Source organism: Exiguobacterium sp. s59 (assembly GCF_018617475.1).
Lineage (GTDB): Bacteria > Bacillota > Bacilli > Exiguobacteriales > Exiguobacteriaceae > Exiguobacterium > Exiguobacterium aestuarii.
In genome coordinates this window covers 265,409-290,267 of the sequence record NZ_JACSKG010000003.1, presented here as the reverse complement: position 1 = coordinate 290,267, position 24,859 = coordinate 265,409, and the positions used below count along the sequence as shown (strand labels likewise).

Here is a 24,859-nt window from a genome sequence, read left to right as displayed (position 1 = left end):
ATGAGACGAGAACGGAAAGTAGTTGCCATCGGTGGGGGGACAGGATTGTCCACCCTCGTCCGTGGTTTGAAGCATTATCCTCTCGACATCACCGCCATCGTCACGGTAGGAGACGACGGAGGCAGCTCAGGGCGTTTGCGCGACGAGTTTCATATGTTGCCCCCGGGAGACATCCGTAACGTCATCTTGGCCTTGTCAGAAGTCGAGCCGTTGATGGATAAGATTTTACAGTATCGTTTCGACACGGGATACGGCCTAGAAGGTCACTCTCTTGGAAACTTGATGCTGACGGCGGCGACCCATATTTGTGAAGGGTCGTTCGTCAAAGCAATCGACGTCATGTCACAGCTTTTGAACGCACAAGGGAAAGTGTTGCCGGTGACCGAGACGCTCATGACGCTCGCGGCAGAGTTTGAGGACGGGACGATCGTCAAAGGCGAATCGAAGATCCCGCTTCATCAACAGCCGATCAAACGCCTGTTTTTACTCGAGGACGGCATCAAGCCGGCCCCAGGGGTCGTGGAAGCGATCGAGTCGGCCGACGTCATCGTGCTCGGTCCAGGTAGCCTCTATACGAGCATCATCCCGAACCTGCTCATTCCGGCGGTGCGGGAAGCCATCGTCCGCTCACAAGTCCCGGTCGTCTATATTTGTAACGTCATGACGCAACCGGGCGAGACGAAGGGCTATGATGCGATGAAGCACTTGAAGGCCATCGAAGCCTATCTCGGGAAGGCGTCGATTGATACGATCGTCGTCAATAATGAGCCAATCGATGAAGAATATTTGGAGCGCTACCTCGAAGACGGATCGGAAGAAGTCCGCTTCGACCGGAAAAAGCTCCGAAACTATGGAACGAATGTCCTTGCGGGAGATATCGTCGATTACAATCGGGATTACATCCGTCATGACTCCGACGCCATCGCCGGACTCGTCATGCAACGCGTGCTCCGGATCAAGAAACCACGTTCGTTTCAGCAGCTTGAATTGAAATAAGAATTGTTTGAAAGATAGAAAGGAGGGGGAATCGATGAGCTTTGCATCAGATGTGAAGAAAGAATTGACACAACTCGAAGTGAACGACGCCGAGGCGAAAGCAGAGTTGTCGGCACTCGTTCGGATGAACGGCGTCATCTCACTCGCCCTAGGACGAGGCATGACGCTCGACGTCTCGACCGAAAACGCCTCGATCGCCCGTCGGATGTATTCGTTGATGAAACGCCTCTATGACCATCCGCTAGACTTATTCGTACGGAAGAAAATGCGTCTGAAAAAGAATAACGTCTATATCGTCCGTGTGTCACAGCATGCGGAGACGATGCTTCGTGACCTCGAGATTCTCGGGGAGCACTATGAGATGATTCGGACGCTGAACTCAGATATGACACGTGATGAGAACTTGGCACGCGCCTACTTGCGTGGGGCCTTCCTCGCCGGAGGGTCAATCAACCATCCGAAGACGTCGTCGTATCACCTCGAAGTCTACAGCTTGTATGAAAACCATAACCAGGCGCTACGCGATCTGGCGAATCGGTTCGATTTGAACGCGAAGACGCTCGAACGGAAAAAAGGGCACATCCTCTATATGAAAGAGAGCGAGAAGATCTCCGACTTCCTCAAGTTGATCGGTGCGACACGAGGAATGCTCGAATTTGAGGATGCACGCATCATCAAAGACATGCGCAACTCCGTCAACCGCCTCGTCAACTGTGAGACGGCCAACTTGAACAAGACGGTCGGGGCGGCGTTACGCCAAGTCGAGAACATCAAGTTCTTGGAGCGGACGGTCGGACTCGACGTCTTGCCGAAAAAACTTCGTGAAATCGCTGAACTGCGCGTCACGCATCAAGACGTCTCGTTACAAGAACTCGGGGAAATGCTCGAGTCTGGTCCAATTTCGAAGTCTGGAATCAACCATCGACTTCGTAAAATTGACCAAATTGCAGAGCGTGTGCGGAGCGGCGATGAGATCGCCTCTTCGTGACGCGGTTGCACCAAAACCATTCTTCCTATATAATAAGCAACTGGAATAGGTTTACTGAATAGGAATTAAAGGAGCTTCATCACTATGTCGAATGAAAAGAAAAGATTATCGCTCACGATTGACGCTAAGCTCGACCAAGTCATCACAGAGCGCGCAAAAGAAATCGGAATTCCGAAGAGTGCACTCGTCACGTTCGCAACAAGCCTTCTCTTGAACCAGCTTCGTGCGGAAGAGTTGTTGAACGGAGATAAGAACGCGATCTACGAAGTGATTCGTAAAGACTACGAATTGCTCACGAGCGTGAAAAATCTAGATACGAAATAATAAGGTTGACTTCGGTCAGCCTTTTTTAGTTGCATCTCTCTCGGAAATTTGGAATAGTGGTGGTAATGAATTTGAACGGAGGTCGATCGAATGGGTCAAATCTTACTTATCCTATTGCTACAACTTATCTACGTCCCGGTGCTCACGCTTCGGACGATTATGCTCGTGAAAGGGAAGACGGTCATCGCGGGTCTGTTCGGGACGCTTGAAACGCTCATCTACATCTTCGCGCTCGGGATTGTATTCCAAGATTTGACGACGCTCGGTATGATCGTTTATGCGGTCGGGTTCGGACTTGGGATTTTACTCGGTGGCTACGTTGAACGTAAACTCGCCATCGGCTACAACATGATTCAAGTCCACACGAAAGAATATCCGGCGGAGCTCATCCAACAGATGCGTGACAATGGTTACGGGGTGACGCACTACCAAGGTCAAGGTCGAGACGGTGTCCGTTATCGTCTGGACGTCTTGGCAGCCCGGACACGGATGAAAGAATTGCGTGAACTCGTCGAGAAGCATGAGCCGAAGGCGTTTCTCGTCGCATTCGACCCAATCGACTTCAAAGGCGGCTATATGATGAAAGGACTGCGTCGTCCGAAATGACGCACAAGACTCACGGAAGTGGGTCTTTTTTTGTTGGAGTAGGGATTTTACCGCACGATAGGGAATGAGTGAGGAAAGGAGATGAGACCGTGAAGAGAAATCGACGTTTTTGGATCGTATTGATTGGGTTACTTGTCGGTGTGGGGGTGATTTATGTCGCCGTGTCTTGGTTCGGTGATGGGGACGATCCAGTCAAACCGCCGCTCCCGACGGTTCGTGTCGGTTCGGTGACAGCGGAAGTGGAGCAATCGACCTATTGTTGGGAAGCCGGCAATCGTGCAACGTGCGCCGACTACGGCTTGCCGGAAGCCGAGGACCTGCAACTGATCACGGTCAAACCGGGTGATGCGATTGACGTCGTCTATCATGCCGAGCCGATGGAATCGACTTTTTATCGAGTCGAGGACGGAGAACTCGTCCCGGCTGAACCGGTCGTGCCAGACGAACCAGGTATTTATGTATATGAGATTGGTGGGGAATGGACACAAGGCGACAGCCGATACGTGTTCGGTGTCAGGGTACCTGAAAACTAATGGGTTGACCTGCCTCCAAGGGACGGCTGTACAGTGAAGATAGGAGGTGGGGAAACTTTGATTCCAATTGGGAGAGTGGCGCATGTGACCGGGTTGTCGGTCAAAGCCATCAAATTTTATGAAGCACGAGGTCTCGTGCGACCAATCCGATCCGATAATCACTATCGAATGTATGGGATGGACGAGATTCGACGTTTAAGCGAAATCAAACGATTGCGTCAGATTGGACTGAGTATGGAACAAATCCAGTCTAATTTATCAATCGAGGCATTGCTTGAAACGCGGTTACGTGAAGTCAGGACGGAAATTGAACAGCTTCATCGAATCGAGGGACAGATTCGGTCGATGCAGTCAGGAGGGAACAACATGAACATTCGATATGAAACATTGCGTGAACCGATTTTAATATATGGTTATGGGAGCACGCTAGAAGAAATCCCTCAGGTATGGGTGAAACTTCAACCAGAATTGACGACAGATGAGTCATATGGCGTCTGCCTCCCACATGAGAACGGCTATGTGGCTGGCATGACGAAGCCCCTGAGTGGGGAAGGAGCGCGACAAGTCGAACTGACGGAAGGGAACTATATCGTCGCGACGGTCGAAGGGGGCATCCCGATGATTCCTACGACATATGAGCAACTGTTAAACGTTCCAGACGTGACGCTTCGCGATGCGGTCGACTTTGAACGCTACATTCACGGGCAGGCAGGGGCGGATGACATGATTGAAGTCTGGATGCCCATCGAATAGAAAAAGACGTTTCCCGATCAATCGGGAAACGTCTTTTGTATGATTAGCGTGTCATGACTTTGTCGATGAGACCGTAGTCTTTCGCTTGGTCAGCTGCCATGAAGTAGTCACGCTCTGTGTCGCGCTCGATGACTTCAAGTGGCTGTCCTGTGTTCTCAGCCATGATTTGGTTCAATTTCTCACGCATTTTGATGATGCGTTCTGCGTGAATCTTAATGTCTGACGCTTGGCCTTGTGTGCCGCCGAGCGGTTGGTGAATCATGATTTCTGCGTTCGGAAGTGCGAAGCGTTTTCCTTTTTCACCGGCTTGGAGCAAGAAGGCACCCATCGATGCAGCCATTCCGATACAAATCGTCGACACGTTTGGCTTGATGAAGTTCATCGTGTCATAAATCGCCATACCTGCTGTAATCGAACCACCTGGGCTGTTGATGTAGAGCGAGATGTCCTTTTCTGGATCCTCAGCTGCGAGGAAGAGGAGCTGTGCGACGATTGAGTTCGCGACGTTGTCGTCAATCGCACTTCCGAGAAGGATGATACGGTCTTTGAGCAAGCGTGAGTAGATGTCATACGCGCGCTCCCCACGGCCTGTCTGTTCGATAACTGTTGGAATTAACATTGAATCTGCCTCCTTTATGTAGGTTGTAAGTTCATCATACCTGTATAGTCAATGTTGGTCAAACAGAAACCCTTTCTACTGCTTATTCCACGACCCTCGATGTGTAAAACGTCTCAAGACGTGATGGTTACCCATTTAGCTTTGGACGAGCTGGTTTGATTACCCGACTTGATTCAAAATAACGTGTGAAAGTGGATTCACCTGAATAGGATAAGAAGAGATATTCTTTAGCACGCGTCATTCCGATGTAAAGGAGAGAGACTTCACGCTCGAGATCTTCTTCATATTTAAACGGCATATTTTCAACGTTTACGATAAAAACGGCTTGAAAATCAAGACCTTTACTGCTGTCAATTGTACTAATTTTTACGCGTTGATCATCTTTTGAGAAGGTACGTTTCGTCTCGCTACTCTCCGTAATCCAAAAGTGCTCGATTCCATAGTAGTTTAGGGCACGTTGTAACGTGTCGACATAATGCATCGTCGAGAACTTCTGGACGCGATACAGGATCAACATTTCAGAATAGGGGACTTTTTTCTCGTCATGTAATTTTTTTATTTGCCGAGCAACGAGATCTGCCTCTTTGAAGAAATGATCACATTTAATAATGGCTGGTTCAGGACCTCTTCGAAGCGTACTTTGAGGAGCAATGATTTCACCATCTAATTCCTTCGTCACAACTTTATCTTTTAGGGAGGAATTGGATTGATAAAACGACCAGGCGAACGATACGATTTGAGAAGTGTTTCGGTAATTAATATTTAGAATTTTGGACCTTCCTCGGAAATCCAAACCGGTATCCTGTACATAACTACGTTTTCGTTTATAGATAGACTGCGCTCGATCTTCGACGAGTAAAAGCGATTTCGTTTCAGGATTTAAAAGTTCGCTTGCAAGTTCGAGCCATTCGGGTTCGAAGTCTTGTCCCTCATCAATCAAAATCGCATCGTAAGACGGGAAGATGATTTCTCGCTTCCTTAACTTTTCAAGTATCGCCGGTATTCTTCTTTCCGAGATGTGTAAATCATTCTGCAACCAGGCGTGGAAATTTCGAACTTCAATCAAATGGTTCCTCTGTTTCAACTGAGGATCGAAATCGAATAAATCATCCGGTTCTAACATCATCTGTTGTACCATCTGTTCGATAAAACGGGCTAGCGAGATATTGTAACATAGGATTAAAATCTTCCATTCGGGATGTTGTTTAGATAACAGTTTAGCGCGACTCGCCAAAATGAGGGTCTTGCCACTACCTGCAACACCTCGAATTAAACGATTTTGATCACCGAGTTGTTTGGCCAAGTTTTCTTGATGTAGGTCCATCGCCCGGATGTTGTGAAGGGATAGTAAAAGCTGGTCTTGATATGGTGTGACTTTTTTAAATTCGGCGCTGATTCGAACTTCTGGGAAGAGATGATAACGAATCGCATCGATTTCTTCACCAGTCAACGGTTGCCTCAGGCGATAAGGAACCGTGAACATATTCAGAATTTTTTCGATGAGGATTTCTTCTGAGAATTGTGAATCATCCGGGTTGATTTCATCACGCATCAGAGAGAAACAAGGATCAATGACTTGATAGAGTCCATGACGAATACAGTCATCTTGTGTCAATCGTGTAAAAATGACGCCTGATCCATAAGGAAATTTTAATGTCGTTGCATACTTTCCTTCGTGTTGAATCAGGTTTTGATCCTTTTTTAGGACGTCAGTCAGTTTGAACATATTTTCACGGGCTTGTAGAAATGGACTTTTTACTTTCTTTTGAGATCCGTTTGCGGGAGTGATCATCCATTCATCATGGTTCAGTTGGTAGAGAGTAGAACGCGTATAGTCTTTCACTTCTAAAACGATTAACCCTAAATCAGGTCCGATGATGACGAAATCGGGTCTTCGACCGTGTATATTGGGTTCAAAATAAACGATGTAATCGTCTGGAAGGTAGCGTTTCAACGTACGAAACACGAGCCGCTCTCCTGCTGTTGCGGATGAACGAATCGTTTCAGGAACAGTATGAGCCATTAATTGACACCTCGTTTCCAATCCTTTTACTTAAATATACTATATAAAGGATACATAAAAAGGATGGTGGTTTGAAATTGAGGGAGAAAACACAAAAAAAGGACGAAGACCTTAATTAGGCCTTCGTCCTTTTATGTAATACACCCGGAGAGATTCGAACTCCCGACACCTGGCACCGGAAACCAGTGCTCTATCCCCTGAGCTACGGGTGCATGTGTGTGACACGAATTTATTATACATTTGTTTTATTGAAAAAGCAATCCTGTTCATTACGCTTTTTTGAGCGCGAGTGGAGCGGGTTCGTTACAATAGAAGAGAGGGGGGAGAACGATGCAACGGCAAGAACAAAAACAGGTGCAACAGCAACAGATGACACAAGACCTTGTGCAACGGCTGCCGGTACTCGAGGCGGATCGTCTCGCGCTCACGTTTCGTCTCGCACGGCTCGCGCGACATAATCCAAACATTCATGTCGGGAGCGGGGATCTCGGATGGATTGCAGATGCGGCGAGTGCGTTCGAGGAGAAGCTGTTCACGCAGATTCGGGAAGGAAGCGGAAGCGAGACGGAGAAGGAGCTGAGACGACAACTCGTCCTCTTGCTCGATCATCGAGGGTTGTTGCCGGACACGAATGAGGGATTGGCGGAGCGGTTCGGTATCGACATCTCTCAAATCGAACAGGCGAGACAGGCACTCCTATTTCTTGAACCGACGGGGATCGGGGCAAGAACGGAACGGGAGTGTCAGTATCGGCATGCGATCGAGCATGAGGACCCGCGCGTCGTCGATGTATTCGATGCGATTGAGAGTGGAGTGAGCCATCAACAGATGGCAAGCGCGCTCGCGATTTCGGAAGAAGAACTAGCCCGTCTAGAACGGATTGTCGCGACACTCCCGAAGCGTCCTTTATTATATGAAGAAACGGGGCACGTCTATCCGGAAGTCGAAGTGTGTGTGGAGGACGGGGAGCTTGTCACGACGTGGCTCAGTCCTGAACTTGACGAGACGCGTGTCGGGAATGACCGCGAGGCGAAATGGTGGATGACATCCCTTGCGATGCGTAACGAGACGCTTCGAGACATTTGGGCGGTCATCGAGTCGCGTCAGACCGAGTGGCTCAAAGGAGAACTTGTCCTCCATCCGTTGACACGTCGTACCGTCGCGCAACAAATCGGAAAGCACGAATCAACGGTCGGGCGTGCCATACAAGGGAAGTTCGCGAAGACCGAGGGCGGAATCATGGAATGGCGACACTTTTTCGTCCGGTCGACGAATCATGGGCATTCGCCGTTCATGATCAAACGGACGCTCGCGGAACTCATCCAACGAGAGAAGGCACCGCAAAGTGATCAAGCCCTCGCTAAAGAGCTCGCCCGATACGGATATCTCGTGACGCGACGGACCGTGACGAACTATCGGGAAGAACTCGGATTCGGCAATTCACGTGAGCGTGAGCGACAGTTATGGAAAGGATGACGAAAATGAAATTTACATTATATAAACGTGACAATTGTTCACTCTGTGACGAGGCAATCGTCATGCTCGAATGGTTGCAGGAAGATTATCCGATTGAGCTCGAACAAGTCGACATCACGGGAGACGAGGTACTCGAGGCGAAGTACCTCTTCGAGATCCCCGTTCTTATACACGAAGGGCAAGTCATCAGTCAAGGGCGATATGATGACAACAAAGTTGAAGATTTTGTTAAGTATACGCTTACATCGAAAAAAAACGTTTGAAGGGGTTGCCAGACGGAAAAGTGATTGATAAGATGAACTCGTAGCGGTGGGACGCAAATAAAAAAGTGGGACAAAAGTTGTCCACACTGAAAGTCGAGGGGGGAAGAGCATGATCCAGCAACTGATTCACGTTCAGAAGCAAATTGTCCCTGACCTGCTCGATACGCTCCGACATCGTTACGATATCTTACATTATGTCCGCTTGATGCAGCCGATTGGCCGCAGGACACTCGCAACGAGTTTGGGACTGACCGAACGGGTGCTCAGACGAGAAGTCGATTTTTTGAAAGACCAAGGTCTTCTTTACGTCGCTACTCAAGGAATTTCCCTTAGTGAGACGGGACGAAACGTCTTACGAGACTTGCACGAGATCATGGGAGAACTTCTCGGAATCTCAGAAGTGGCAAGAGAGCTCGAAGAGAAATTAGGAGTTCGCCAAGTCGTCATCGTACCAGGTGATTCAGATGAGACATTCTGGGTCCAACGCGATATCGGACGGGCAGCGGTCACGCAGTTAAAAGCGCGGCTCGCACCGGATGATAACGTGATTGCGGTAACAGGTGGAACGACGATGGCATCGGTTGCGGCGATGATGTCGCCCGATAAAAAAGAACGCCCGATGCATTTTGTGCCCGCACGCGGAGGTCTTGGTGAAACGCTTGAACTTCAAGCGAATACCGTCTGCTCACGCATGGCGGACCGGGCCCACGCAGACTATCATCTTCTACATATTCCGGATGAAGTGTCACAAGAAACATTCGACCGGATGGTGGAGGAACCTAGTATTAAAAATGTACTGGAAATGATTAGAGCGGCGCGAATTGTGGTACATGGAATTGGTGAGGCAGAAACGATGGCAAAACGCCGTCATGCATCACCGGAGCATTTGCGGATGATTGAACGGCATGACGCCGTCGCCGAAGCATTCGGATATTATTTCAATGCGGAAGGTGAGATCGTTCATCGCGTCAAGACGGTCGGGATCCAACTCGAAGAGCTGGATGACATGGATACCGTCATCGCGGTTGCCGGAGGAAAATCGAAGGCACAGGCGATCGCCGCTTATGCGAAACACACGTCGAACATCATCCTCGTCACAGACGAAGGTGCGGCGAAAGAATTATTAACTTGTTATTAAAGAGTTGACCCCCCGTTGGCTCTTCAATAAATAGCTTCTACCCTAAGGAGGAAATTAACATGGCAGTAAAAGTTGGTATTAACGGATTTGGACGTATCGGTCGTTTGGCATTCCGCGAGATCATCAAAAACGAAGGGATCGAAGTTGTTGCAATCAACGACTTGACAGACACGAAGATGCTTGCGCACCTTCTCAAGTATGACACGACTCAAGGTCGTTTCGACGGAGAAGTTGAAGTACATGACGATCACTTCCTCGTAAACGGAGAGAAAGTTATCACGCTTGCTAACCGTAACCCTGAAGAACTTCCATGGGGAGACCTCGGTGTAGACATCGTTCTCGAATGTACTGGATTCTTCACTTCTAAAGAAAAAGCTGAGCTTCACTTGAAAGCTGGCGCGAAGAAAGTTGTTATCTCGGCTCCTGCTACAGGTGACATGAAGACTGTTGTTTACAACACAAACCACGACATCCTCGATGGTACTGAAACAGTCATCTCAGGTGCTTCTTGTACAACAAACTGCTTGGCACCAATGGCTAAAGTACTTCAAGACCAGTTCGGAATCGTTGAAGGTCTCATGACTACGATCCACGCTTACACTGGCGACCAAAACACGCTTGACGCTCCACACCCGAAAGGTGACTTCCGTCGTGCACGTGCAGCTGCAGCGAACATCGTACCTAACACAACAGGTGCTGCTAAAGCAATCGGTCTCGTAATCCCTGAACTTCAAGGAAAACTTGACGGTGCTGCACAACGTGTACCAGTTGCTACAGGCTCACTCACTGAGCTCGTAACTGTACTCGACAAGCAAGTATCTGTAGACGAAGTAAACGCAGCGATGAAAGCAGCAGCAAACGAGTCATTCGGTTACACTGAAGACGAAATCGTTTCTTCTGACATCGTTGGAATCACATACGGTTCACTCTTCGACGCGACTCAAACTAAAGTAATGACAGTTGGCGACAAGCAACTCGTTAAAACAGTTTCTTGGTATGACAACGAAATGTCTTACACTGCACAATTGGTTCGCACAGTTAAGCACTTCGCTAACATCGCGAAGTAATTTCGTGAACTAAATAGAATCAAATAGGAGCGGAAACAAGAGATTGTTCTCCGCTCTATTTATGAAATGACACGCACGACATATGGAGGCGAAAGTTATGAACAAACAGTCTATTCGTGACATCGATGTAAAAGGGAAACGCGTCTTTTGCCGCGTTGACTTCAACGTTCCACTCAAAGATGGCGTCATCCAAGACGAAACTCGGATCCAAGCCGCACTTCCAACGATCAAGCATTTGCTTGACGGTGGTGCGAAACTCGTCCTTGCGAGCCACCTCGGCCGTCCAAAAGGCGAGAAGAACCCTGAGTTCTCACTTGCTCCAGTAGCGAAGCGTCTCGCTGAGCTCCTCGGAAAAGATGTACCGCTCGTCGAAGAAGCATACGGTCCGGTCGCAGAAGAAGCGGTCGCTAAACTCTCTGAAGGCGATGTCGTCGTTTTAGAGAACGTTCGTTTCTACCCAGGTGAAACGAAAAACGACGCTGAACTTGCAAAAGGATTCGCAGCACTTGCTGACGTATACGTCAACGACGCGTTCGGCGCGGCTCACCGTGCACACGCTTCAACTGAAGGAATTGCACACCACGTGGATACAGCCGTTGCTGGTCTCTTGATGGAAAAAGAACTTGAAGTTCTCGGTAAAGCTCTTTCTAACCCAGACCGTCCGTTCACGGCGATTATCGGCGGATCGAAAGTAGCTGACAAGATTGGGGTCATCGACCACCTTCTTGACATCGTTGACACACTCATCATCGGTGGCGGACTCTCGTACACGTTCTCGAAAGCACTCGGGCACGAAGTCGGGACGTCGCTCCTTGAAGAGGATAAGCTTGACCTCGCTCGTCAATTCATGAAGAAAGCAGAAGACAAAGGCGTGAAGTTCTTGATGCCTGTCGACTGTGTCATCACGAAAGAATTCGGCGAAGAAACGTATGTCGGCCCAGTCGATATCGACTCGATCCCAGCGGATCACATGGGTCTTGATATCGGACCGAAGACAGTCGAACTTTACGCGGACGCGATTCGCGAATCGAAACTTGTCGTATGGAACGGACCGATGGGCGTATTCGAACTTGATAAATACGCAAACGGAACGAAAGGTGTCGCTCAAGCACTTGCAGACAGCGATGCATATTCAATCATCGGTGGTGGCGACTCAGCCGCTGCGGCAGCCAAGTTTGGTCTTGCTGACAAGATGAGTCACATTTCAACTGGTGGTGGCGCGTCACTCGAATTCATGGAAGGCAAAAAACTTCCAGGTGTCGAGGCGCTTAACGACAAGTAATTTAGAGGAGGGTTATCGATGCGTAAACCGATTATTGCAGGTAACTGGAAAATGAACAAAACACTCTCGGAAGCAGTCGCTTTCGTAGAGGAAGTTAAAAACAACATCCCGTCTACTGACAAAGTAGATGCAGCGATTGGTGCTCCGGCACTTTTCCTCGCACCGATGGTAGAAGCAGCTAAAGGGTCAAACTTGAAGCTCGGTGCACAAAACATGTACGACAAAGATAGCGGTGCCTACACTGGCGAAATCAGCCCAGCTATGGTCGCTGACCTCGGCGTGACTTACGTCATCCTCGGTCACTCAGAACGTCGCGAGTACTTCGGCGAATCAGATGCGTTCATCAACAGCAAAACGAAAAAAGCGTTCGAACACGGTCTTACGCCAATCGTTTGTGTCGGTGAAACACTCGAGGAGCGCGAAGGCGACAAGTTCGAAGAAGTCATCAAAACACAAGTCGAAGGCGGTCTCGCTGACCTCTCTGCTGACCAAGTCAAACAACTCGTCATCGCGTATGAGCCAGTTTGGGCAATCGGTACAGGTAAATCAGCGGACGAAGCTGACGCACAAAGCTCTTGTAAGTATGTTCGCGACGTGGTGAAAGGTCTTTACGGCGAAGACGTAGCGGCTGCAGTACGCATCCAATACGGTGGATCTGTAAAACCTGAGAACATCAAAGAGTACATGGCACAAGAAGATATCGACGGCGCACTCGTCGGCGGTGCTTCACTTGAAGCCGCTTCGTTCCTCAAATTGTTGGAGGCGATTTAAATGGCTAGACCAGTCGCACTCATCATCTTAGATGGTTTCGGGATGCGTGACGAATCGTTCGGTAACGCGGTCTTGGCTGCAGACAAGCCGAACTTCGATCGCTACTGGGAGCAGTATCCACATACGCTCTTAAACGCAAAAGGCGAGTACGTCGGTCTTCCAGAAGGGCAGATGGGGAACTCGGAAGTCGGTCACTTAAATATCGGTGCCGGTCGAGTTGTCTATCAGTCACTCTCACGCGTCAACAACGCAATCAAGGATCGTTCGTTCTTCGACCGTCAGGCGATGAACCATTTGGCAGGACATGTGAAGAAACATGACTCGAGCCTCCACATCATGGGCCTCGTGTCAGATGGTGGGATTCACTCGCACATCAAACACATGTATGCCATCGTTGAGTTCGCAAAACTCCACGGTATTGAAAAAGTGTACATTCACGCGTTCACGGACGGCCGTGACTGTGATCCGAAGTCAGGTGCTGGTTTCCTCAAGGAAACAGAAGAAAAGCTCGCTGAACTCGGTGTCGGTCAAGTCGCTAGCGTGTCTGGTCGCTACTATGCCATGGACCGCGACAACCGTTGGGAGCGCGTCGAGAAAGTATACGACGTCCTCGTAAACGGAAAAGGCGAAGTCGGTACGGACCCAGTCGAGGTTCTCAAGAAGTCGTATGAGAACGATTTGACGGATGAGTTCGTCTTACCGACAGTCATCGAAAAAGATGGCAAGCCGATCGCAACAATTCAAGACAACGATGCGATCATGTTCTTCAACTTCCGTCCGGACCGGGCGATCCAGTTGTCGAAAGTATTCAAAGAGAAAGCTGGATTCGAAGGCTTCAAACTCTCTGAAAACCATCCTGAGAACCTTCTTCTCGTTTCGATGACGAAGTACTCGGATGATATCGACACGGACATCGTCTTCCCACCGGAAGATTTGAAAAACACACTCGGGGAAACACTCTCTGCGCAAGGATACAAACAGCTCCGTGCCGCAGAAACAGAGAAGTACCCACACGTCACGTTCTTCTTGAACGGACAAAAAGAAAAGCCATTCGAAGGCGAGGATCGTCTCCTCGTACCTTCACCGAAAGTCGCGACATACGACTTGCAACCAGAAATGAGTGCGTACGAACTCACAGACGGCTTGCTCGAACGTATCGAGTCGGATGAGTATGATGCATACATCATCAACTTCGCGAACCCGGATATGGTTGGTCACTCAGGTAAGCTTGAGCCGACGAAGAAAGCGATCGAAGCAGTCGATGAGTGCCTCGGTAAAGTAGTGGACGCATTACTTGCTAAAGGCGGCGCGGCCATCATCACAGCAGACCACGGGAACGCAGACATCGTCACGAACCCGGACGGCTCGCCGATGACGGCGCACACGACGGAACCTGTTCCGTGTATCATCACAAAAGAGGGAGTCGAACTGAAACCAGTTCTCGAAGGCGCACTTTGCGACCTCGCCCCAACACTTCTCGACCTTCTCGGTGGAGAACAGCCAGCTGAAATGACTGGTTCATCAATCGTTACAAAATAATACAACTATTTTTTCAAACGAAAAGGAGCGATTTTTCATGTCAATGATTACAGAAATTTACGCACGCGAGATTTTAGATTCACGCGGTAACCCATCAGTAGAAGTAGAAGTCTTCACAGAAGACGGCGGTTTCGGCCGTGCCCTCGTCCCATCAGGCGCATCAACAGGTGAGCACGAAGCAGTTGAGCTTCGCGATGGCGACAAGTCACGTTACCTCGGTAAAGGTGTCTTGAAAGCAGTTGCGAACGTGAACGACACAATCGCACCAGAACTCATCGGCTACGATGTCTTCGACCAAAACGCAATCGATGCGAAAATGATCGAACTCGACGGTACGCCAAACAAAGCTAAACTTGGTGCTAACGCAATCCTCGGTGTGTCAATGGCAGCAGCTCACGCAGCAGCAGATGAGCTCGGTCTCCCACTTTACACATACCTCGGTGGATTCAACGCGAAGACACTTCCAACACCAATGATGAACATCATCAACGGTGGTTCGCACGCGGACAACAACGTGGACTTCCAAGAGTTCATGATCATGCCTGTTGGCGCGCCAACATTCCGTGAAGCGCTCCGTATGGGTGCTGAAGTATTCCACGCCCTCAAATCAGTTCTTTCTGGTATGGGTCTTAACACAGCAGTCGGTGACGAAGGTGGTTTCGCACCAAACTTGAAGTCTAACGAAGAAGCGATCACAGTTATCCTTGAAGCGATCGAAAAAGCTGGTTACAAACCAGGTGAAGACGTCTACCTCGCAATGGACGTTGCATCTTCTGAGTTCTACGACAAGTCAACTGGTAAATACGAACTCGCTGGCGAAGGCAAGTCACTCACAACTGCTGAGCTTGTAGACTTCTACGCTGAGCTCGTTGACAAGTACCCAATCCTCTCAATCGAAGATGGTTGTGACGAAAACGACTGGGATGGCCACAAGCTTCTCACAGACAAAATCGGACACAAAGTTCAACTCGTTGGGGATGACCTCTTCGTAACGAACACATCTAAACTTGCTGAAGGTATCGAAAAAGGAATCGCGAACTCGATCCTCATCAAAGTTAACCAAATCGGTACGCTCACAGAAACATTCGACGCGATCGAAATGGCTAAAAAAGCTGGTTACACAGCAGTTGTCTCACACCGTTCTGGTGAAACAGAAGACGCGACAATCGCGGACATCGCTGTTGCGACAAACGCTGGACAAATCAAAACTGGTTCACTTTCACGTACAGACCGTATCGCGAAATACAACCAACTTCTCCGCATCGAAGACATGCTCGGCGATGTAGCGAAATACGACGGCATCAAGTCGTTCTACAACCTTAAAAAATAATTGATTGTTTTCAGGCTCGCCGCATGGCGGGCCTGTTTTTTTGTGGAATATCCATTCAATCGACGGGCGTGAACGCTCTGTGTCGGAACTCCTCGTCATCGATATCTTATGTTGCTGTATACTGAACATGACTGAAAAACAGTAGGGGGGATTGGATGGACCAATTGAATGAACAAGAAGAACGACTGAGCGGGGGGAACGTGTCGACCGTCTATAAAAAAGGGAATTACGTCTATCGTACGCAGAAGGATGGCAGTTCGAATATTCATCGGTTGTTGAGGCATCTGGAGGCGAAGGGGATTTCAGAGGTTCCACGGTTTGTGGGAATCGACGAGCAAGGTCGCGAAATCTTAACGTATTTAAATGGAGAGACCGCAGACTATCCTCTCAAATCCTATATGTGGTCCGATGAGGCGATTCAAGATGCTGCACGACTGATGAGACGGCTACATGATGCGTCGTCAGATTTTGCATGGTCAGAGTGGGCACCGATTGACAACACACCTCAACCACTAGAAGTCATTTGCCATAATGACTTCGCCGTCTACAACACGATTTTTCATGAGGGGAAAGTATCGGGGATCATCGACTTTGATTTGGCTGCGCCAGGTCCGAGAGCTTGGGACATCGTCTACGCACTCTACACATTCGTTCCGCTCAGTCGCCGCCATCAAGCTGAATCGGGAGAGGTCATCTATTACGATGCGGTTCGAGATGATGAGACGTATAAAAAACGTGTTTCATTATTCTTGAAGGCATATGGTTGGGATGACGCAAAAGAAGACTTGTTTGAGATGCTACAGTTACGCATCGAGGCACTCTGCCTCTTGATGAAGCGGAAAGCGAACGAAGGGGATATCGCCTTTCAAAAGATGATGGATGAAGGGCATTACGATCATTATCAAGAAGAACTTCGTTTCATTCAAATGCATGGATCGAAATGGTTCTGAAGCGATGTGGGAAGGGAATATAACTAGTGAAGCATAAATGAGGGAGGCGTTTCTCATGATGATGCTAGGGATTCTTCTGGTCATCGGTCTGATCGCATTTGGAGTGTGGTACTATCTGAGAACGAAGCGCGACGACGATTGGTCATGACGATTTTGTCATGACCTCTATTTTGTGTCAGAACACACAAATTTTGGGTATACTCTTTACATAACGCGTAAAGGAGCCATTGCTTATGACACGAGTACGTAAAGCTATCATCCCAGCCGCCGGTCTCGGTACCCGCTTCCTACCAGCCACGAAAGCCATGCCAAAAGAGATGTTGCCAATCGTCAACAAGCCGACGATTCAGTTCATCGTCGAGGAAGCCGTCGCCTCTGGAATCGAAGACATCATCATCGTCACGGGTAAGAACAAGCGTGCCATCGAAGATCATTTCGACCGCGCGCTCGAGTTGGAACAAAACTTGGAGTCAAAAGGGAAGACCCGCTTACTCGAATCCGTCCGACACTCCTCGAATTTGGCGAATATTCACTACATACGCCAACAGGAGCCAAAAGGTCTCGGTCATGCGATCTGGTGCGCCCGGAAATTCATCGGGGACGAGCCGTTCGCCGTCTTGCTCGGGGACGACATCATCGAATCCGACGTACCTGCGACGAAGCAGTTGATTGATCAATACGAGGCACATGACCGTTCCATCATCGGTGTGCAGCGCGTCCCGTATGAAATGACGAACCGATATGGTATAATTGACCCGCTTGCCGTCGAAGGGAAGCTCATTCCGGTGCGGACGTTCGTTGAGAAACCACCCATCGGTGAGGCCCCGTCGAACTTCGCCATCCTCGGTCGCTACATTCTGAAACCGGACGTCTTTGAGGCGTTATCGGGGCAAGAAGCAGGTGCCGGCGGCGAGATTCAATTGACGGATGCGATCGCACGCTTGAATGAGGCGCAGACGATTTTCGCCTACGAGTTCGACGGTCGACGCTATGACGTCGGGGAGCCGATCGGATTCGTCGAGACGACGATTTGCCACGCGCTCAGCGATCCTGATTTAAAAGATGACGTCCATGCCTTGTTAAAACGGCTTGTGGACGAACTTGATCAACAGTAAGGTGTGTTATTTTTGAAAACAATGCTCATGGTGTGTCAAAACTATTATCCGGAGATCGGCAGTGCCGGCAACCGGATGCAAAACATTACGCATTTGATGAAGCAGCGCGGGTATGAAGTCGAGGTCATCACGGCCGCCCCTTCGTACCCGAGCTTTGATATGTATCAGGACGACCGTTTCTGGAATGACCGGGAGCTGAACAACCAACCGTTCATCAAACGGCTCATCACGAAGAAGCGGAAGCATACGTCCAACATGGTCAGCCGTCTCCTCTTGTTCCTTGAACAGATGGTGAAAGGGATCGGGTCCGTCCGCCAGTTAAAATTGAAGCCAGACGTCGTGTTTGCGACGACCCCTTCTTTTTTTATGGCGTTTGTCGGAGTATATGCGAAACGGAAATACCGTGTCCCGCTCATTCTAGACGTCCGTGACCTTTGGCCGGAATCGGTGAAAGGGGTCGGCGTGTTCAAACACGATTGGGTGCTCGCACCGGCGTTTTGGCTCGAGAAGCGACTGTATCGTGCCGCCGACGAGGTCATCATCAACTCTGAAGGATTCCGCAGCTACCTTCGTCAACGCGGTGTCCCGAACGAGAAGATTCACTATATGCCGAACTCGATTCGGGAATCAGAACGGACGCTTGAGCGGACGATCCCACCGGACGATCGGATGGAGATTTTATATGCCGGAAACATGGGGCTCGCGCAGGACGTCTCGCTCTTGCTCGAACTCGCCGAACGGTTCCGTGACGAACCACGGATTCATTTCAAGCTGATCGGCTACGGGTACCGGAAAGAAGAGTTGAAGCAGACAATCAAAGAGCGTGGCTTCCAAAACTTCTTGTTCCTAGAAGCGATGCCACGGACCGAGGCGTTCCAGGCGATTAAAAATGCAGACGTCGCCTTTGTCAGCCTGATCGAGCAAGAAGTGTTCGATACGGTCATTCCGGGGAAACTCATCGACTATATGGCGGTCGGCAAACCGATTGTCGCAGCAGTGTCAGGCCATGCGGCGAATGTCATTGAAGCGGCCGAGGTCGGGTTCGTCTCACGGAAACGAGATATCGATGAAATTGAACGAATCCTGCGTAAACTGCTCGACCGACCGGACCTTCGGGAGACGCTCGGGGCGAACGGGATTCGTTACGTCAAAGAGAATTTATGTTGGGAAGAGAATATCGACGTGTTAGATCAAGTCGTACAACAGTTAGTGATGGAGGAAACACGATGAAGTCAGTATGTATGTTTGTATGGAACCATTTTACGAATGATGCGCGCGTCCTTCGCGAATGCTCGGCACTCGCTGAGGCAGGTTATGAAGTTGATTTGATTGCGCTTCAAGATCCCAAAAATAAAGAGTTACCGAAAGAAGAGATGCGTCCGGAAGGCTTCCGCGTCATCCGCGTGAAGCGTCAGCCATCGATTCTCGTCAACGCGCTCAAGTTCGCGAAGAAGACGTACCAATGGGTGAACGAGAAACGTACCCGTCAAATCGGTGCCGGACTCGTCGGTGCCGGCTTGTTCCTACTCGCACCGTTCACGATGCTCGCTCTCGGGGCAGCGGTCGGGACAATCTTGTTGCCGCAAGTGCGTAAGCAAATCGTCAACGCGAGTGCGATGCTCGAGATGGTGTTCACGTCGACGAAGAAGTCATACGACTTTTATCATGCGAACGATTTGAACACGCTCCCGCAGGCACTCCTCGCTGGAAAAGTGTTCAACAAAGGTCGGATTGTCTACGATTCGCACGAGGTACAGACGGACCGTACCGGTTACGGCTATATCCAAAGTAACCTCGAAGGATGGCTCTTGCCGTTCGTCGACACGATGATGGTCGAGAACCATACACGTGCGGCACATAACGAAGAGTTATACGGATTCTATCCGTACGTGCTCCACAACTACCCGTTCTATCGTCCGCTCGACTTCTCGCTCCGTAAGGACTTACATGCGCTCCTCGACTTGCCAAAAGACGAGAAGATCCTCTTGTATCAAGGTGGGATCCAAGCAGGGCGCGGTCTCGAACAGCTCGTGCTCGCGGCGAAAGACTTCAAAGAAGGTACGCTCGTCATGATCGGGGACGGGAAGCTCAAACCGACGATTCAACAGTTGATCGAGACAGAAGGTGTCGGCGATCGTGTCAAGATGATTGACAAAGTACCGGTCGAAGCGTTACCTTACTATACGATGAACGCCTACCTAGGCTTCCAAGTGTTGAACAACGTCTGCTTCAACCACTACTCGGCATCATCGAACAAATTGTTCGAGTATTTGATGGCCGAAGTACCGGTCGTCTCATGTGACTTCCCTGAAATCGAACGGGTCGTTGCGGGGAACGATGTCGGGGTGCTCGTCGACTCGCACGATCCACAATCGATCGCAGACGGCGTCAACCGTATGATTGAAGACCAAGCACTCTATGCGCGTGTCAAAGAGAACACGAAGACCGCGCGTGAGCAATATAACTGGGATTTGGAAAAAGAGGCACTCTTGAACGTCTACGCGAATGCTGCGGAGCGCAAGTTGCCGATTATGAAAGACGGTGCGCCAAAGCCAGTACAATCTTAAGACTGCGGCTTTGGCCGCGGTCTTTTTTATATGGAGGGAGGACATTTATGAAACGTCAACAGCAACATCTATTACGTCAACAAGTGTGGCGCAAGCTACAAACGATCTCGGTGAAGGATATCGCCTGGATCATCGCGGGCTCATTCATTCTCTCGTTCGGGGTCAACTACTTCACCGTACCGAACGATTTCTCGGAAGGTGGCCTGCTCGGGGTCACGATCATCCTGTACTACGTGTTCGGCTGGGACCTCGGGCTCACGTCGATTATCGGGAACGGGATTCTCTTTATCGTCGGCTATAAGCTGCTTGACCGTCGGACAATGGTCTATTCGGTCATCGCCGTCGTGGCGACGTCATTCTTTCTCAGTCTGACGCACGACTGGGGCAGTCCTGCCGAGGACAAACTGCTCGCGGCCGTCTACGCCGGGATTATGATCGGGGTCGGGATCGGCATGGTGCTCCGTGTCGGTGGGACTACCGGTGGGGGCGTCATCATCGCCCGGCTCATGGAGCGCTATCTCCACTTGAGCGTCGCCGTCTCGATGTTCATCATCGATGCGATCGTCGTCGCGACATCTGGCTTCTTCTTAGGGGAACAGGTTGTCCTCTATACGCTCATCGCCATCATCATCGGCTCGTGGGTCATCGACCTCGTCGCGGAAGGACTCAATATCCGTAAGGCCGTCACGATCATCAGCGACAAGCAAGAAGAGCTCGCCGTCGTCTTGACAGAAACGCTCGGCCGCTCGGCAACGATCATCCATGGACATGGCTACTATACGAAGCAAGATAAGAACATGTTGTATATGATTGTCGACAAACGTCAGATCGCGCCACTCAAAAAAATCGTCCAAGTGACGGATGACCGTGCCTTCGTCGTCATCCACCAAGTGAAGGAAGTCATCGGGGAAGGATTCAGCTACCCGTCCCGATAATTTGAATGCTGGTGTTTTGACGATAACTTCTATATAATAAAAGGCGTGTAAATAGAAGGAGGAACTGACTACTATGCAAACGATCGCTACAATCAGCCTACTTGTCGTGGCTGTCTTATTGATTGTCGTCGTACTGCTCATGTCAGGTCGGTCGCAAGGTCTTGGAGCGATTGCAGGTGGCGCGGAGCAGTTGTTCGGACGCCAGAAAGCGCGCGGCTTCGATGCTGTTTTGAACCGAACTGCAGCTGTACTAGGCACTTTGTTTTTCATTTTAGGATTACTAGTCGCATCATTATGATGATAAGGCTGATCGTTCTCGATTTTCACGTGAGGCGGTCAGCTTTTGTTTTTTCGATTTATTTTTTGGGAATAATGTAGATACGAGGAGATGACAGATAAAATGAAAGTGACAGCACCAAAACCGTTCTTCTTCGAGGGCGGAAAACGTGCCGTGTTGATGTTACATGGCTTCACTGGATCGAGCGCGGATGTCCGCATGCTCGGTCGCTTCCTTCAAAAAGAAGGATACACATGTATGGGACCGATCTATCGTGGTCATGCCGTCCCACCGGAAGAGTTACTCCAATATGGACCAGAAGACTGGTGGGAAGACGTCTTGAACGCCTACCAGACACTCGTCGACAAAGGCCATGAGGAAATCGTCGTCTGCGGACTATCGCTAGGTGGCGTGATGTCGCTCCGTCTCGCCGAGGAGAAAGACGTCAAGGCGGTCATCCCGATGTGCGCGCCGACTGGAATCGATGCCGAGGACCGCTTGTACAAAGGAGTTCAGGCATATGCCCGAGAATATAAGGGTAGAGAAGAAAAGTCGCCGGAACAGATTGAGCAGGAGATGGCAGAGTTCAAACCGATGCCAACGCTAAAAGACCTCCGTGCCTTCGTCCGCGACACGGCGTCGAAACTCGAGGACATCTTCGTCCCGACACTCGTCGTCCAAGGCGCCAAAGACAACATGATCGACCCGGAATCGGCGAATCAGATTTACGAGGCGGTCAACACGTTCCAAAAAGAGTTGCTCATCTATGAGAACTCGGGACATGTGATCACGCTCGACAAAGAAAAAGAGAAACTGCACCAGGACGTGCTCGATTTTCTCGAAACGTTAGACTGGTCAGTCTAAGAAGGAGGTGTCACGTTGAATTTACGTGACCAATTACTAGAGATCTTACAGGCGAGCGAGAAACCGCTCTCTGTCGATCAACTGACCGAGCGACTACAGCTCGCGTCGACGGATGACTTCAAAGAGCTCATCCGCACATTGAATGCCCTCGAGGAAGAGGGTGCCATCGGCCGGACGCGGACGAACCGTTACGGGACGCTCGCCTCGCTCGGCCAAGTCGCGGGGATCATCTCGATCCACCAGCGCGGATTCGGCTTCTTGTCGGTCGAAGGGGAAGCGGAAGACGTGTTCTTGCCGCCCGACCAACTGAAGGACGTCTACCATGGCGATACGATCCTCGTCAAAAAACGTGAGGACAACCGTGGCAAGACAGAAGGAATCCTATTGAAAGTATTGAAGCGCGGACTCTCGGAGTTCGTCGGGACATATACGCTCCCGAGCGGTCGACTCGACCAGTTCGCCTTCATCGAGCCGGATGACAAACGCATCAACTTCTGGCCGGTCGTCAACCCGGACAAATCACTCGGTGCCGTCGACGGACATAAAGTCGTCGTGCGCATCACGAAGTATCCCGACGGACGCTTCGCTGGTGCCTGTGACGTCGTCCGCATCATCGGGCATAAGAACGACCCAGGCGTCGACATCTTGTCGATCGTCTATAAGCACGGCATTCCGACGGAGTTCCCGGAGGACGTGATCGCTCAGGCGAACGCCGTACCGGACGAGGCGGATGAGAAAGACTTCATCGGTCGCGTCGACCTTCGTGACGAGACGATTTTCACGATCGACGGCGAAGATGCGAAAGACTTGGATGATGCCGTCCACGTCAAAAAACTCGATAACGGGAACTACGAGCTCGGTGTCCATATCGCCGACGTCTCGCATTACGTGAAAGAGGGCTCACCGCTCGACGTCGAGGCACTCGAGCGCGGGACGAGTGTGTATCTCGTCGACCGCGTCATTCCGATGTTGCCGCACCGACTCTCGAACGGCATCTGTTCCCTTAACCCGCACGTCAACCGCTTGACGCTCAGCTGTGTCATGGAGATCTCCCCGCAAAACGGGAAGGTCGTCCGCCACGACTTGTTCCCGAGTGTCATCAAGACGACGGAACGGATGACGTATACGAACGTCCGTGAAATCATCGAGCGCGATGACGAAGAGACGTTGAAAAAGTACGAGCCGTTCATCGGTGAGTTCGACCTCATGGCCGAGCTCGCAGAAGTGCTTCGGAAACGCCGCAACTCGCGCGGTGCCATCAACTTCGATTTCGCCGAGGCGAAAGTCGTCGTCAACGAGGAAGGGAAGCCGGCGGATATCGTGCTTCGTCCACGTTCGGTCGCCGAGAAGTTGATCGAGGAGTTCATGCTCGCGGCCAACGAGACAGTTGCGGAACATTTCCACAAGATGGACGTCCCGTTCATCTATCGTGTCCACGACAACCCGAAACCGGACAAGCTCGATTTCTTCTTCGACTTCGTCGCAAACTTTGGCGTTCACATTGAACGTATCAAGGGCCAGACGGTCGAACCGAAGACGCTTCAAAAGATCTTGAAGGCGATCGACGGGGAACCGGAAGAGCCGGTCATCAGCACGATCATGCTTCGTTCGATGCAACAGGCGAAGTATGACGACGTCTCGCTCGGTCACTTCGGACTCGCGACGGACTTCTATACGCACTTCACGTCACCGATCCGTCGTTACCCGGACTTGATCGTCCACCGTCTCATGCGCACGTACGTCTTCAACAACGACTTGTCGGAGCAGACGATTGCGAAGTACGAGGACCGTCTCGGGGCGATCGCCGAACAGGCATCGAAACGGGAACGTCGCTCGGTCGACGCCGAGCGCGAGACGCAGGCACTCAAGAAAGCCGAATACATGGAAGCCCATCTCGGTGAAGAGTTCGATGGTGTCGTCGCCGGCGTCACGAACTTCGGGATGTTCATCGAGCTCCCGAATACGATTGAAGGGCTTGTGCGTCTCCAGTCGATGGATGACTACTACCACTTCGACGAATCACAGCTCATGCTCCTCGGGGAGCGGACGAAACGTCAGTTCCGGATCGGGGACGCCGTCCGTGTCAAAGTCGACGCCGTCAACTTAGACGAGCGGACGATCGACTTCACGGTCGTCGGCATGCCGAAACGGGAACCATCGACACGTCGCCAACCGACGACGATCAAAGCGAAAGGCGGTCGTCCGAAGAAGGACGAGAAAGACCGTCGTGGCGGTCGAGGTCGGGACGACAAGAAGAAGCGTGGCAAACCAGGAAGACCTGGAAAGCCGGGTAAACCAGGTGAGAAACCGAAACGAGACGGGGAGAAGTCTTCCCAAGGCCGTTCGGCACTCGACCTGAAGAAGAAAGACAAGCACAAACGAAAAGGCGACGCCAAACGAGGAGCGAAGAAACGTCGCTGACGGGGAAGGGCTCGTCCCTTCT

At 50.5% G+C, this 24,859-nt stretch carries 24 protein-coding genes and 1 tRNA gene; 22 read left to right on the top strand and 3 right to left on the bottom strand.

Annotated elements, in window-relative coordinates:
• The 6 genes from KNO91_RS07395 (at position 1) to KNO91_RS07370 (ending at position 4,200) form a co-directional block, all read left to right on the top strand.
• On the top strand, positions 1-996 hold the full coding sequence (locus tag KNO91_RS07395; RefSeq protein ID WP_214795434.1) for a gluconeogenesis factor YvcK family protein: 996 nt from the start codon (positions 1-3) through the stop codon (positions 994-996).
• Between the two features lie 34 nt (positions 997-1,030).
• On the top strand, positions 1,031-1,984 hold the full coding sequence (gene whiA, locus KNO91_RS07390) for a DNA-binding protein WhiA (RefSeq protein ID WP_074033630.1): 954 nt from the start codon (positions 1,031-1,033) through the stop codon (positions 1,982-1,984).
• A gap of 84 nt (positions 1,985-2,068) precedes the next feature.
• Positions 2,069-2,308: a CopG family transcriptional regulator gene (locus KNO91_RS07385; protein ID WP_074033629.1), complete on the top strand. Its 240-nt coding sequence runs from the start codon at positions 2,069-2,071 to the stop codon at positions 2,306-2,308.
• Between the two features lie 90 nt (positions 2,309-2,398).
• Positions 2,399-2,914 carry a DUF2179 domain-containing protein gene (locus tag KNO91_RS07380; protein WP_074033625.1) on the top strand — a complete coding sequence of 172 codons (516 nt, stop codon included), beginning with the start codon at positions 2,399-2,401 and terminating at the stop codon, positions 2,912-2,914.
• Between the two features lie 89 nt (positions 2,915-3,003).
• A complete protein-coding gene (locus KNO91_RS07375; protein WP_371816648.1) occupies positions 3,004-3,447 on the top strand; it encodes a hypothetical protein in 444 nt (147 codons plus the stop codon).
• Positions 3,448-3,504: 57 nt separating this feature from the next.
• A complete protein-coding gene (locus tag KNO91_RS07370) occupies positions 3,505-4,200 on the top strand; it encodes a MerR family transcriptional regulator (RefSeq protein WP_214817252.1) in 696 nt (231 codons plus the stop codon).
• Positions 4,201-4,243: 43 nt separating this feature from the next.
• On the opposite strand, the gene clpP is transcribed toward KNO91_RS07370, so the two are convergent.
• From clpP to KNO91_RS07355, 3 genes are all read right to left on the bottom strand, one after another.
• Positions 4,244-4,819 (bottom strand): ATP-dependent Clp endopeptidase proteolytic subunit ClpP, encoded by a 576-nt coding sequence (gene clpP, locus KNO91_RS07365; protein ID WP_012726916.1) that lies wholly within the window; start codon positions 4,817-4,819, stop codon positions 4,244-4,246.
• 127 nt (positions 4,820-4,946) lie between these two features.
• Complete coding sequence (locus tag KNO91_RS07360) at positions 4,947-6,842, bottom strand: 3'-5' exonuclease (protein ID WP_214817249.1); 1,896 nt, start codon at positions 6,840-6,842, stop codon at positions 4,947-4,949.
• A gap of 139 nt (positions 6,843-6,981) precedes the next feature.
• Positions 6,982-7,054: transfer RNA gene (locus KNO91_RS07355), tRNA-Arg, on the bottom strand.
• Positions 7,055-7,172: 118 nt separating this feature from the next.
• On the opposite strand from KNO91_RS07355, the gene KNO91_RS07350 reads away from it, so the two are divergent.
• The 16 genes from KNO91_RS07350 to rnr all read left to right on the top strand — a co-directional run bounded on the left by KNO91_RS07350 (position 7,173) and on the right by rnr (position 24,837).
• Positions 7,173-8,318, top strand: coding sequence for an RNA polymerase factor sigma-54 (locus tag KNO91_RS07350; RefSeq protein WP_214817247.1), 1,146 nt, complete (start codon positions 7,173-7,175; stop codon positions 8,316-8,318).
• Positions 8,319-8,323: 5 nt separating this feature from the next.
• Positions 8,324-8,581, top strand: coding sequence for a glutaredoxin family protein (locus tag KNO91_RS07345; RefSeq protein WP_251126064.1), 258 nt, complete (start codon positions 8,324-8,326; stop codon positions 8,579-8,581).
• A gap of 109 nt (positions 8,582-8,690) precedes the next feature.
• Positions 8,691-9,719 (top strand): sugar-binding transcriptional regulator, encoded by a 1,029-nt coding sequence (locus KNO91_RS07340; RefSeq protein WP_012726913.1) that lies wholly within the window; start codon positions 8,691-8,693, stop codon positions 9,717-9,719.
• Between the two features lie 59 nt (positions 9,720-9,778).
• Complete coding sequence (gap, locus tag KNO91_RS07335; protein WP_012726912.1) at positions 9,779-10,786, top strand: type I glyceraldehyde-3-phosphate dehydrogenase; 1,008 nt, start codon at positions 9,779-9,781, stop codon at positions 10,784-10,786.
• Positions 10,787-10,883: 97 nt separating this feature from the next.
• Positions 10,884-12,068, top strand: a complete 1,185-nt coding sequence (locus tag KNO91_RS07330) for a phosphoglycerate kinase (protein WP_214746065.1) — start codon at positions 10,884-10,886, stop codon at positions 12,066-12,068.
• An 18-nt stretch (positions 12,069-12,086) separates the two neighbouring features.
• Positions 12,087-12,839, top strand: coding sequence for a triose-phosphate isomerase (gene tpiA / locus KNO91_RS07325; protein ID WP_034778525.1), 753 nt, complete (start codon positions 12,087-12,089; stop codon positions 12,837-12,839).
• Positions 12,840-14,378 carry a 2,3-bisphosphoglycerate-independent phosphoglycerate mutase gene (gene gpmI / locus KNO91_RS07320; protein WP_214795444.1) on the top strand — a complete coding sequence of 513 codons (1,539 nt, stop codon included), beginning with the start codon at positions 12,840-12,842 and terminating at the stop codon, positions 14,376-14,378.
• Between the two features lie 37 nt (positions 14,379-14,415).
• A complete protein-coding gene (gene eno, locus KNO91_RS07315; protein WP_012726908.1) occupies positions 14,416-15,708 on the top strand; it encodes a phosphopyruvate hydratase in 1,293 nt (430 codons plus the stop codon).
• A gap of 155 nt (positions 15,709-15,863) precedes the next feature.
• A complete protein-coding gene (locus KNO91_RS07310; RefSeq protein ID WP_214817245.1) occupies positions 15,864-16,658 on the top strand; it encodes a phosphotransferase enzyme family protein in 795 nt (264 codons plus the stop codon).
• 233 nt (positions 16,659-16,891) lie between these two features.
• Positions 16,892-17,773 (top strand): UTP--glucose-1-phosphate uridylyltransferase GalU, encoded by an 882-nt coding sequence (gene galU, locus KNO91_RS07305; RefSeq protein ID WP_214795448.1) that lies wholly within the window; start codon positions 16,892-16,894, stop codon positions 17,771-17,773.
• Positions 17,774-17,794: 21 nt separating this feature from the next.
• Entirely contained in the window at positions 17,795-19,003 is a 1,209-nt protein-coding gene (locus KNO91_RS07300) for a glycosyltransferase family 4 protein (RefSeq protein WP_251126141.1), read from the top strand.
• Entirely contained in the window at positions 19,000-20,340 is a 1,341-nt protein-coding gene (locus KNO91_RS07295) for a glycosyltransferase (protein ID WP_214817241.1), read from the top strand. The genes KNO91_RS07300 and KNO91_RS07295 overlap by 4 nt, the downstream gene beginning before the upstream one ends.
• Positions 20,341-20,387: 47 nt before the next feature.
• Positions 20,388-21,275: a YitT family protein gene (locus tag KNO91_RS07290; RefSeq protein WP_083600113.1), complete on the top strand. Its 888-nt coding sequence runs from the start codon at positions 20,388-20,390 to the stop codon at positions 21,273-21,275.
• 73 nt (positions 21,276-21,348) lie between these two features.
• A complete protein-coding gene (gene secG / locus KNO91_RS07285) occupies positions 21,349-21,573 on the top strand; it encodes a preprotein translocase subunit SecG (protein WP_012726902.1) in 225 nt (74 codons plus the stop codon).
• A 102-nt stretch (positions 21,574-21,675) separates the two neighbouring features.
• Entirely contained in the window at positions 21,676-22,416 is a 741-nt protein-coding gene (locus KNO91_RS07280) for an alpha/beta hydrolase (protein WP_074033592.1), read from the top strand.
• A gap of 15 nt (positions 22,417-22,431) precedes the next feature.
• Positions 22,432-24,837, top strand: coding sequence for a ribonuclease R (gene rnr, locus KNO91_RS07275; protein ID WP_214795459.1), 2,406 nt, complete (start codon positions 22,432-22,434; stop codon positions 24,835-24,837).
• Positions 24,838-24,859: the final 22 nt, after the last annotated feature.

What these genes read in the sequence shown, in the direction of transcription:
- secG (WP_012726902.1), top strand. Translation starts at nt 21,349, where the DNA reads ATGCAAACGATCGCTACAATCAGCCTACTTGTCGTGGCTGTCTTATTG.
- whiA (WP_074033630.1), top strand. Translation starts at nt 1,031, where the DNA reads ATGAGCTTTGCATCAGATGTGAAGAAAGAATTGACACAACTCGAAGTG.
- KNO91_RS07290 (WP_083600113.1), top strand. Translation starts at nt 20,388, where the DNA reads ATGAAACGTCAACAGCAACATCTATTACGTCAACAAGTGTGGCGCAAG.
- KNO91_RS07280 (WP_074033592.1), top strand. Translation starts at nt 21,676, where the DNA reads ATGAAAGTGACAGCACCAAAACCGTTCTTCTTCGAGGGCGGAAAACGT.
- tpiA (WP_034778525.1), top strand. Translation starts at nt 12,087, where the DNA reads ATGCGTAAACCGATTATTGCAGGTAACTGGAAAATGAACAAAACACTC.
- eno (WP_012726908.1), top strand. Translation starts at nt 14,416, where the DNA reads ATGTCAATGATTACAGAAATTTACGCACGCGAGATTTTAGATTCACGC.
- KNO91_RS07345 (WP_251126064.1), top strand. Translation starts at nt 8,324, where the DNA reads ATGAAATTTACATTATATAAACGTGACAATTGTTCACTCTGTGACGAG.
- KNO91_RS07380 (WP_074033625.1), top strand. Translation starts at nt 2,399, where the DNA reads ATGGGTCAAATCTTACTTATCCTATTGCTACAACTTATCTACGTCCCG.
- clpP (WP_012726916.1), bottom strand. Translation starts at nt 4,819, where the DNA reads ATGTTAATTCCAACAGTTATCGAACAGACAGGCCGTGGGGAGCGCGCG.
- KNO91_RS07395 (WP_214795434.1), top strand. Translation starts at nt 1, where the DNA reads ATGAGACGAGAACGGAAAGTAGTTGCCATCGGTGGGGGGACAGGATTG.
- KNO91_RS07330 (WP_214746065.1), top strand. Translation starts at nt 10,884, where the DNA reads ATGAACAAACAGTCTATTCGTGACATCGATGTAAAAGGGAAACGCGTC.
- KNO91_RS07340 (WP_012726913.1), top strand. Translation starts at nt 8,691, where the DNA reads ATGATCCAGCAACTGATTCACGTTCAGAAGCAAATTGTCCCTGACCTG.
- KNO91_RS07385 (WP_074033629.1), top strand. Translation starts at nt 2,069, where the DNA reads ATGTCGAATGAAAAGAAAAGATTATCGCTCACGATTGACGCTAAGCTC.
- KNO91_RS07295 (WP_214817241.1), top strand. Translation starts at nt 19,000, where the DNA reads ATGAAGTCAGTATGTATGTTTGTATGGAACCATTTTACGAATGATGCG.
- KNO91_RS07310 (WP_214817245.1), top strand. Translation starts at nt 15,864, where the DNA reads ATGGACCAATTGAATGAACAAGAAGAACGACTGAGCGGGGGGAACGTG.
- gpmI (WP_214795444.1), top strand. Translation starts at nt 12,840, where the DNA reads ATGGCTAGACCAGTCGCACTCATCATCTTAGATGGTTTCGGGATGCGT.
- galU (WP_214795448.1), top strand. Translation starts at nt 16,892, where the DNA reads ATGACACGAGTACGTAAAGCTATCATCCCAGCCGCCGGTCTCGGTACC.
- gap (WP_012726912.1), top strand. Translation starts at nt 9,779, where the DNA reads ATGGCAGTAAAAGTTGGTATTAACGGATTTGGACGTATCGGTCGTTTG.
- KNO91_RS07350 (WP_214817247.1), top strand. Translation starts at nt 7,173, where the DNA reads ATGCAACGGCAAGAACAAAAACAGGTGCAACAGCAACAGATGACACAA.
- KNO91_RS07360 (WP_214817249.1), bottom strand. Translation starts at nt 6,842, where the DNA reads ATGGCTCATACTGTTCCTGAAACGATTCGTTCATCCGCAACAGCAGGA.
- KNO91_RS07300 (WP_251126141.1), top strand. Translation starts at nt 17,795, where the DNA reads ATGCTCATGGTGTGTCAAAACTATTATCCGGAGATCGGCAGTGCCGGC.